This window comes from Corallococcus praedator (assembly GCF_003612125.1).
Lineage (GTDB): Bacteria > Myxococcota > Myxococcia > Myxococcales > Myxococcaceae > Corallococcus > Corallococcus praedator.
On the sequence record NZ_RAWI01000387.1, the window covers coordinates 1 to 8574 of the forward strand.

Annotated in this window: 8 protein-coding genes; 5 read left to right on the forward strand and 3 right to left on the reverse strand. The window is 70.5% G+C overall.

The annotated features are described in order from the left end of the window. Window positions 1–601: NAD(P)H-dependent glycerol-3-phosphate dehydrogenase (locus D7Y13_RS33565; protein ID WP_147452548.1), on the forward strand; the 601-nt coding region annotated here is incomplete at its 5' end. A gap of 7 nt (window positions 602–608) precedes the next feature. Here D7Y13_RS33565 and D7Y13_RS33570 read toward each other — a convergent pair. Then, window positions 609–1061, reverse strand: a complete 453-nt coding sequence (locus D7Y13_RS33570) for a hypothetical protein (RefSeq protein ID WP_167508798.1) — start codon at window positions 1059–1061, stop codon at window positions 609–611. Window positions 1062–1130: 69 nt separating this feature from the next. Beyond that, on the reverse strand, window positions 1131–2786 hold the full coding sequence (gene hflX / locus D7Y13_RS33575) for a GTPase HflX (protein ID WP_120537257.1): 1656 nt from the start codon (window positions 2784–2786) through the stop codon (window positions 1131–1133). A gap of 170 nt (window positions 2787–2956) precedes the next feature. Here hflX and proB point away from each other — a divergent pair, with 170 nt between their 5' ends. Beyond that, window positions 2957–4084: a glutamate 5-kinase gene (proB, locus tag D7Y13_RS33580; RefSeq protein WP_120537258.1), complete on the forward strand. Its 1128-nt coding sequence runs from the start codon at window positions 2957–2959 to the stop codon at window positions 4082–4084. Window positions 4085–4116: 32 nt separating this feature from the next. Here the strand turns inward: proB and D7Y13_RS33585 are convergent, their stop codons facing one another. Next, window positions 4117–4593 (reverse strand): hypothetical protein, encoded by a 477-nt coding sequence (locus D7Y13_RS33585; protein ID WP_120537259.1) that lies wholly within the window; start codon window positions 4591–4593, stop codon window positions 4117–4119. 359 nt (window positions 4594–4952) lie between these two features. Between D7Y13_RS33585 and D7Y13_RS33590 the strand changes: the two genes are divergently transcribed. Genes D7Y13_RS33590 through D7Y13_RS33600 form a run of 3 tightly spaced genes read left to right on the forward strand, consistent with a single transcriptional unit; the run spans window position 4953 to window position 8521 of the window. Further along, window positions 4953–5978, forward strand: a complete 1026-nt coding sequence (locus D7Y13_RS33590; RefSeq protein WP_120537260.1) for a helix-turn-helix transcriptional regulator — start codon at window positions 4953–4955, stop codon at window positions 5976–5978. Further along, the gene (locus D7Y13_RS33595; protein ID WP_120537261.1) at window positions 5975–6904 is read left to right on the forward strand and encodes a helix-turn-helix transcriptional regulator; all 930 of its coding nucleotides are present in this window, start codon (window positions 5975–5977) and stop codon (window positions 6902–6904) included. Before D7Y13_RS33590 ends, D7Y13_RS33595 begins: the two co-directional genes overlap by 4 nt. A gap of 6 nt (window positions 6905–6910) precedes the next feature. Further along, window positions 6911–8521 carry an FHA domain-containing protein gene (locus D7Y13_RS33600; RefSeq protein ID WP_120537262.1) on the forward strand — a complete coding sequence of 537 codons (1611 nt, stop codon included), beginning with the start codon at window positions 6911–6913 and terminating at the stop codon, window positions 8519–8521. Window positions 8522–8574 lie beyond the last annotated feature (53 nt).

Consider the following 8574-nt stretch of genomic DNA (forward strand, 5'->3'; position numbering starts at 1 on the left):
CCCCAGCTTCGCCAAGGAGCTGGCGCGGCGCATGCCCACGGTGGTGACCATCGCGTCGCACTGGGACAAGGTGGCCCAGCGCTGTCAGAAGGCGCTGCAGACGGACACCTTCCGCTCGTACACGTCCACGGACGTCGTGGGCGTGCAGTACGGCGGCGCGCTCAAGAACGTCATCGCCATCGCCGCGGGCATGGCGGACGGCCTGGGCATGGGCCACAACGCCCGGGCGGCCATCATCACGCGCGGGCTCGCGGAGATCACCCGGCTCGCCGTGAGGAAGGGCGCCAACCCGCTGACGCTCTCCGGCCTGTCCGGCATGGGCGACCTGGTGCTCACGTGCACGGGCGAGCTCAGCCGCAACCGCCACGTGGGCATGGAGCTGGGCAAGGGCCGCAAGCTGCCAGACATCCTCGCGGAGATGAAGGAGGTCGCCGAGGGCGTGAAGACGGCCAAGAGCGCGCGCGACCTGTCGCTCAAGACGGGCGTGGAGCTGCCCATCTGCCAGCAGGTCTACGAGATTGCCTACGAGGGCAAGAACGCGAAGATGGCGGTGGTGGACCTGATGACGCGCCAGCCGAAGTCGGAGCTGTCCGGCGTCTAGCGCGCGGTCAGTACTTGCGGGGCTTGGCCTCGGGGCCAGCTCCGCGCACGCGCCACACGGTGAGCCGCTCCGAGTTGGTGTGGCTCATCACCAGACCTTCCGTCTGCATCTCCTCCAGCAGGCGGTTGGTCTTGAGCCGGTCCAGCCCGATGGTCTTGCCCAACTGGTCGCCGGGCATGCCGCTGATCTGCCGGCGCAGCTCGTTGATGATGGACTGCTTGAACTGGTTCTTCTGCAGGCCGTCCATGTCCTGCGTGCGCCACGCGGAGAGGATGCCCCAGGCGATGAGCGCCAGCGTCACCACGGCGATGGCCGGGTAGACGATGTGGCTGTTCTTCTCGAGCACGTCGATGTAGCCGGTCGAGATGGAAGAGACGGGCTTGTCGTAGGCCGGCTCGGAGTCTTGTCCGGGCAGGCCTTCGATTTGGGCCGTCAACAGGGGGATGAGCAGTTTCAGCATGGGAGCCAAGGCCCCTCGACTCTAGAGGGGAGGCCCCCATGCCGGCAATCCGCCATCCACCGCGGGCGCCTAGACGACGCCGATGGACTCGGACGCTCCCTCGGCGAACAGGGTGGTGTCCGCCTTGGCCAGCAGCGTCGCCAGGCCCTCGCGCTTCGCGGCGCTGATGGCCACGCCGCCCCGGGAGCGCAGCAACTGCTCCACCTCGTCCGCGGGCAGGAGGTCCGCCTTGTTCCACACCATCAGGCGCGGCTTCTCCATCAGCCCCAGCGAGTTGAGGATGGTCTCCACCGCCTCCACCTGGTCGTCGCGGGCAGGGTCGCCCGCGTCCACCACGTGCAGGAGGAGGCTTGCGTCGTACAGCTCCTCCAGCGTGGCGCGGAAGGCAGCCACCAGGTCCTTGGGCAGGTCCCGGATGAAGCCCACCGTGTCGGTGATGATGACCTCCCGCTCTTGGGGGAAGCGCAGCCGGCGGCTCGTGGGATCCAACGTGGCGAACAGCTTGTCCTCCGCCAGCACCTCCGCGTTGGTGATGGCGTTGAGCAGCGTGGACTTGCCCGCGTTGGTGTAGCCCACGATGGAGATGACCGGCACCTCGCGCCGGTTGCGTTGGGCCCGCCGGACGCTGCGCTCGCGGCTGATGAGGTCGATGCGCTTCTCCAGATTGGTGATGCGCTCGCGCACGCGGCGACGGTCGATCTCCAGCTTCGTCTCGCCGGGGCCGCGTCCGCCCACGCCACCGCCCATGAGCCGGCTGAGCGAGTCGTCGCCCTGCACCAGCCGGGGCAGCCGGTACTTCTGCTGCGCCAGCTCCACCTGGAGCTTGCCCTCCGCCGTCTGCGCGCGCTGGGCGAAGATGTCCAGGATGAGCTGCGTGCGGTCCAACACCTTGAGGCTGGTCGCGTCACCGATGTGGCGCCCCTGCGACGGGGTGAGGTCCTTGTCGAAGATGAGCAGGTCCACCATGGACTGCATGGAGCGCAGGTTCAGGTCGTCCAGCTTGCCCCGGCCGATGAGGTAGCGCGGATCCGCTTCCCGCCGCACCTGGAGCACGCTGTCCATCACCTCCACGCCGGCGGTGCGCGCCAGCTCCTTCAGCTCCGCCAGCGACGACTCCGCCCGCGCGCGGTTGCCGTCCAGGCACACCGCCACCAGGATGGCGCGCTCGCGTCCGGACACCGTGCGCGAGGCCGCCTTGCGGTTGAACTCCTCCTCCAGAGCGTCCAGCGTCGCCAGGACGTCCGGCTGTTCGACGTGCACGGAGGGCAGCTTGGACACCTGCCAGAACTCGCCCGTGCCGTTCTCCGGCACCAGGTAGGCGTAGTGCAGCACCCCGGGCAGGCCCTCCTGGCCCACGCCCACGGCCGCCACGCAGTCCAGGCGCAGCAGCGCAAGGTCCGTGAGGTCGTCCTTCGTCAGGGGTTCGCTCTTCAGGTGCGTGTGGACCAGCCGCAGGCCACGCAGGCGGATCTGCCCGGCGCGAGCGCGGCCGATGTCCGGGAGCTCCAGCTTGTGCGCGTTGCCCACCACCACGTGCTCGATGTCGCCCTTGCGGTTGATGAGGACGCCCACCTGCCGGTTGAGCTCATGCGACAGCTCGGTGAGGTGGCGGGCGAGCTCCGCGGACACGATTTCGCGCGGATCCACCCGGCGGCGGAAGGTGTTGCGCAGCCGCTGCTGCTCGCTCGACTTGAGACCCAGGGTGTTGCCGAAGATTTCCTTCAAACCGTTTCTCCTGGCACGGCCACTGAAAGGCCCGCGCCACGTTCAAGGCATTGGATGGACAGCGGGCCTTCGGGTTTCATGACAAAGCCACCACCGTTCAGATGCGTACGGACCCTCAAGAACAATCGGGGCGCGCGCGTCCTTTCCATTTCCAGCCTACGCTCCGCCCTGTGACTGATTCCGCACGCAACGCCCTGCGCGGGGCCCGCCGCGTGGTGGTGAAGATTGGGACCAACGCGCTGACGAGCGCCACCGGCCGCTTCAACCGCGCCCACTTCGAGGCGCTGGGCCAGGACCTGCTGTGGGCCGCCCAGGGGCGGGAATTGGTGGTGGTGTCCAGCGGCGCCATCGCGCTGGGCATGGAGCGGCTGGGGCTGCCCGCGCGGCCCCGGGACATCCCGGGCAAGCAGGCGTGCGCGGCGGTGGGGCAGAGCCGCCTGATGCAGGCGTACGAGGAGGCCTTCGGCCACGCGGACCGCACGGTGGCGCAGGTGCTGCTCACCCACGAGGACGTGCAGGAGCGCCGGCGCTACCTCAACGTGAAGCACACCCTGGACCGCCTGCTGGCCGCGGGCGTGGTGCCGGTCATCAACGAGAACGACACCGTGTCGGTGGACGAGCTCAAGTTCGGTGACAACGACACGCTGGCGAGCTTGGTCGCTGGCGTGGTGGAGGCCGACGCGCTGGTGCTCCTGTCCGACGTGGAGGGCCTGTACACCGCCGACCCCCGCCGCGACGCGGACGCGCGCCTGATGCCCTCCGTGCCGGGCGTCACCCCGGAGGTGCTGGCCCTCGCCGGAGACGCGACGAGCGCCGTGGGCACCGGCGGCATGGCGTCCAAGGTCCGCGCCGCCGCGCGCGCCGCGGAGCTGGGCATCCCCTGCGTCATCACCTCCGGCGCGGTGCCCGGCCGCCTGCGCACCGTGCTGCTTGGCGAAGAGGTGGGCACGCTCTTCGAGCCGGCGGGCAGCCGCCGCAGCGCTCGCACGGCGTGGATCGCCCATGCGCTCCGGCCCCGGGGCCGGCTGGTGGTGGACGCGGGCGCGCGGGAGGCCATCGTCACCGGCAAGCGCAGCCTGCTGCCCAGTGGCGTGAAGGCCGTGGAGGGGGAGTTCAGCCGGGGGGACCCGGTGGATCTGGCGGACGCGACCGGGGCGGTGTTCGCCCGGGGCCTCTCCACCTACGACGCCAGCGAGCTGCGGCGCATCACCGGACGGCGCAGCACGGACATCGAAGCGGTGCTGGGCTACCGCTACCTGGACGAGGCCGTGCACCGCGACGACCTGGCGGTGCTGTAGCGCTGGGCGGGGCGGCCGCAGACGGGGGCCGCCTAGATGGAGCTGGAGACGGACTGCACCGTGCCGGGCGTCCCTTCCGTGAGCCGCATCAGCGCGCGGAACTCCGGCGAGTCCACCTTCATCAGGAGCAGGGACACTTCCAGCTCCCCCGGCACCCGGCCGAGCTGCAGCTTGCGCTCCTGGCCGTGCAGCAGGGCGAGCTGCGAGTGGCCTTCGCCCTCTGGGAGCGACAGGTCCAGCTCCAACTGGAACGAATCCCCTTCACCCCGGGGCGTGAGCACCAGCCGGTAGTCCGGGGAGAGCGCGCCCGGGCGGCGGCGCTCGGCCCTGAGCGTCCGGCCCGCCTGACCCAGCAGCTTGGGCTGGGCGATGAGCCGGCCGTCGCGCCGGACCTCCAGCGCGAAGTAGAGCGGTTCGGAGCGCGCCTGCGCCGGGGTGGCGACGAAGAAGGTCAGCAGCACCAGCGCCAGCCCGGGCAGCCATCTCTTCAGCAGGGAGGTGCGGTCCATGGTCGAGCCCTCTTCGAAAGCATCCGTCCGCCGAGTCGGCCCCACGGCGGGCAACGGACCCGGGTGGATCCGCTGTCGCTTCACACCCGATTCGACAATTCCCAAGGAATAACCCAGACGCGCCCCGAGTGCGAGCCCCACGCCCCCGGTTGTCTGCTGCCTTGCGGACGAATCAGGGGGTACATGGCGATACCTGCTTGCCTGTTCAGGTGGGGGCGGCTATCCCTCCTGGACGGGCGCGGCCGCCTCCGCTGTTCTTGTCGCTGTCCCTTCCCCCCAGCCGTCGCACTCAACCCCCCGGAAGTCCCCGGTCTGCTTGATCTCCCGGGTCCTGTCCGCCATCGTCCCCGATCTTCTGAATGGACCGCACGGAACGCATCCTTGATCTCGTGGCACTGCTGCTCGACGCGCGGGAACCCATCTCGTGGGCCGAGCTGCGCGAGCACTTCCCCGCCGACTACGGCGGTTCGGACGACGCCGCGGAGCGCAAGTTCGAGCGCGACAAGGCGGAGCTCGTCGAACTCGGCTTCCCCCTGAGCTACGTGCAGGGCGACGACGAGCGGCGCGACGGCTACCTCGTCGACCGCAACGTCTACTACCTGCCGGAGGCGGACCTCACGAAGGAGGAGCTGGCCGTGCTCTACGCCGCCGGCTCCGCCGCGCTGGCGTCCGGGGCCTTCCCGGGCCGCGACGACCTGGCGCACGCCCTGCGCAAGATTGGCTTCTTCGCCGGGGAATCCCTGCCCACCCCGCGCGTGCGCATGGAGCTGGGCACCGGCCAGGAGGGACAGGAGAAGGAAGTCTCCGCCCGGCTGGAGACGCTCTGGGAGGCGTGCTCCGCGCACAAGTGGGTGCAGCTGACCTACGGCAGCCCCAAGCAGGCGGGGCTGACGGAGCGGCGCGTGGACCCGTATGGGCTCGCGCTGCGGCGCGGCGTGTGGACGCTGGTGGGCTACTGCCACCTGCGCCAGGGCCTGCGCACCTTCCACGTGCACCGCATCCGCGAGCTGAAGGCGAACACCGCCCGGCCGCGCACGCCGGACTTCGAGGTGCCCGCCGACTTCTCGCTCGACGCGCACGTGGCGTACTTCCCCTGGCAGTACCGCTTCCATGAGCCCATGGAGGTGACGCTCCTCTTGAAGGGGCCGCTGTCCTCGCGCGGGGGCTCGCTGTTCCCCGGCGCGGCGCTGGAGCCGGTGGAGGAGGGCGTGACGCGGGCCCGCTTCCCGGTGACGTTCGTGGACGGTCTGGCGCGGTTCGTCCTGTCGCTCGGCGCGGACTGCCGCGTGGAGGGACCTCCGGAGGCGCGTGAGCCGCTGGAGCGGATGGCGGCGCGCATCCTGGAGAAGCACGCGATGGTGGATGGCCAGCAGGTGAGCGCATGAGCAACGTCCACGAGCGGCTGCGCCGACTGCTGTTCCTCGTCCCCTACGTCTCCAAGCACCCGGGCGTCACGGTGGAGGCCCTGGCCAAGGCCCTCAACATCAGCCGGGAGGACCTGCTGGAGGAGCTGGACCTGCTCACATGCGTGGGCCGGCCGCCCTTCAACCCGGACGACTACATCGACATCTACGTGGACAACGACCGCGTCTACGTGGACCTGGATCAGCGCCTGTTCGCGCCGCCCCGGCTGACGGCGGGCGAGGCCGCGGCCCTGGCCGCCGCGGCGGAGCTGCTGCGCCCGGCCACCGGGGACGCGCTCCAGAGCGCCCTCACCAAGCTGGAGAACATCATCCCGCCCGCCGCGCGCGAGCGCTTCCGGGACATGTACCGGAAGATCGACGCCACCGGCGAGGCGCCCCTGGCGCTGGGGCCGCTCACCCGGGCCATCCTGGAGCGGCTGGAAGTGACGTTCGGCTACGCCACCCCGGGCCGTCCGGCGGAGTCGCGCCGGGTGCGCCCCTACGAGCTGCTCAGCAACCGGGGTCAGTGGTACCTCCAGGGCTTCTGCCACACCCGCCAGGACGCGCGCCTGTTCCGGCTGGACCGGATGGAGGACCTGGCCGTCACCACCACCGCCTTCCTACCCCCGCCGGACGCCCGCGCGGACGTGCCCAACCCGGCGCGCGGCGCCAGCGAGGCCTCCGTCCGGGTGCGCTTCTCACCCATCGCCGCGCCCTACGTGAAGGAGCGCTTCGGGCAGGACGCCCGCCCGCTCGCTGACGGAGGGGTGGAGGTGCGCGTGGCTGGAGACAGTGAGCGCTGGCTCACGCAGTGGGTGCTATCCTTCGGAGGCGAGGCGGAGGTGCTGGAGCCGGCGAGCGCTCGCGCAGCCGTTGCCCGAGCCGTGCATGCCTCGATAGGCTCCTAGGACGACATGGCTTTCCAACTGACGATCTCCGAGGGAAAAGACGCTGGCAAGGAGTTCGTCTTCGACCAGGACTCCGTGCTCATCGGTCGCACCTCCGAGTGTGACGTGGTGCTGTACGACCCGGGTGTGTCCCGCCGCCACTGCCGCATCTTGAAGATGGGCGAGGGCTACGGGGTGGAGGACCAGAAGAGCGCCAACGGCACGCTCATCAACGGCGCGGCGGTGCAGAAGCAGGCGCTCACCGACGGGGATGCCATCACGTTGGGGCCGGTGACGTTCCTGTTCGCGCTCGCCCAGGACGACGCGACCACCGGCGAGGAAGACGCGCCCCAGGAAGACGGCGCCAACAGCACCCGCATCGTGTCCATGGACTCGCTGCGCAAGCAGCGCAACAAGAAGGCCGCCGCGTCGCTGCGCCCGGAGGGCGCCGACGAGGAGGAGCTCCAGGAGATCCGCGCGGAGTCCACCCGCATGAACATGCGCGCGATCCGCCGGCCCACCACCAACCCCCAGCGCGCCGCCGTGCCCCCGCCGGACGACGACGCGCCCCAGGCCCTGGCGCCGCGTCCGTCCGGGACGTCCGCTCCGGCGCGCCGCACGGGCTCGCAGTCGTCCCGCTCCGTGGCCCGCGTCTCCTCTCCCCGGGCCGGTACTGGCGGGGGCGGAGGCCTGTCCGCCGCCGACCGTGCCCGCATCCGCCGTGAGACGCCGGGCCTGGCGGCCAACCTGCGCCTGTTCTGGGCGGAGGCCAGCCCCAAGGTCCGCGCGGGCGTGATGACCGGCGGCGGCGTGGTGGTGCTGGCCCTCTTCGGCCTGCTGTACTGGCTGGTGCTCGGCGGCGACGAGAAGGTGGCGCGCGGCGAGGAGCCGGTGCGCCTGACCAACCAGCCCATCAATGATTCGTTCGGCCTGGGCGACGGCGTCACCTGGAACCGGCCGGACATGAAGGTCTTCGAGTGGGAGTTCGTCGCCGCCACGCGCGCGGTGGTCATCCTCCACTACCAGGCCCAGGGCATCTCCAAGGACGAGGTCGTGGTGAGCGTCAACGGCGTGGACGTGGGCAAGGTGCCCCCGGACACGCTGGCCAGCCAGGAGCGCTCGCTGGAGCTGATGATCCCGCCCCAGCAGCTGCGCAAGGGCGAGCCCAACCGCATCATCTTCGACAACACCCGCAACCCGCCCGGCGAGGACCCGTGGCGCGTGTGGAACGTCTGGGTGGAGCGCGCCCTCTTGCCCGAGCAGCTGTCGACGGTGCAGCTGGTCCAGATGGCCGGCGAGTCCTACAAGAAGGGCCGCAAGAACTTCGAGACGCCGGACATCGGCGCGCGCAACCGCTACGAGGCGTGGAAGTCCTTCCGCGAGGCGTGGCTGATGCTGGAGGCCCACCCGGACCCCAAGCCGGAGCTGTACTACGAGGCCCAGGAAGGCATGAAGAACGCCCAGCAGGAGCTGGACCGGACCTGCTCCAAGCTGCTGCTGGAGGTGGAGGGCTACTACAACCAGAGCCGCTTCAAGCAGGCCGCCTCCACGCTGGACCACATGCGCGAGTACTTCCCCGAGTACGACCAGCCGTGCGCCACGCGCGCGGAGAACAAGCGCGCCGAGTACGGCCTGTAGCTGGCAGGTCCGGTAGCCGACGGTGCAACCCCGCCTGGGAGGCGGGCTTGGGC

Bases quoted from the DNA above. Each gene is read 5' to 3' on its own strand.
- D7Y13_RS33570 (WP_167508798.1), bottom strand. From the start codon at position 1,061: ATGCTGAAACTGCTCATCCCCCTGTTGACGGCCCAAATCGAAGGCCTG.
- D7Y13_RS33585 (WP_120537259.1), bottom strand. From the start codon at position 4,593: ATGGACCGCACCTCCCTGCTGAAGAGATGGCTGCCCGGGCTGGCGCTG.
- D7Y13_RS33590 (WP_120537260.1), top strand. From the start codon at position 4,953: ATGGACCGCACGGAACGCATCCTTGATCTCGTGGCACTGCTGCTCGAC.
- D7Y13_RS33595 (WP_120537261.1), top strand. From the start codon at position 5,975: ATGAGCAACGTCCACGAGCGGCTGCGCCGACTGCTGTTCCTCGTCCCC.
- D7Y13_RS33600 (WP_120537262.1), top strand. From the start codon at position 6,911: ATGGCTTTCCAACTGACGATCTCCGAGGGAAAAGACGCTGGCAAGGAG.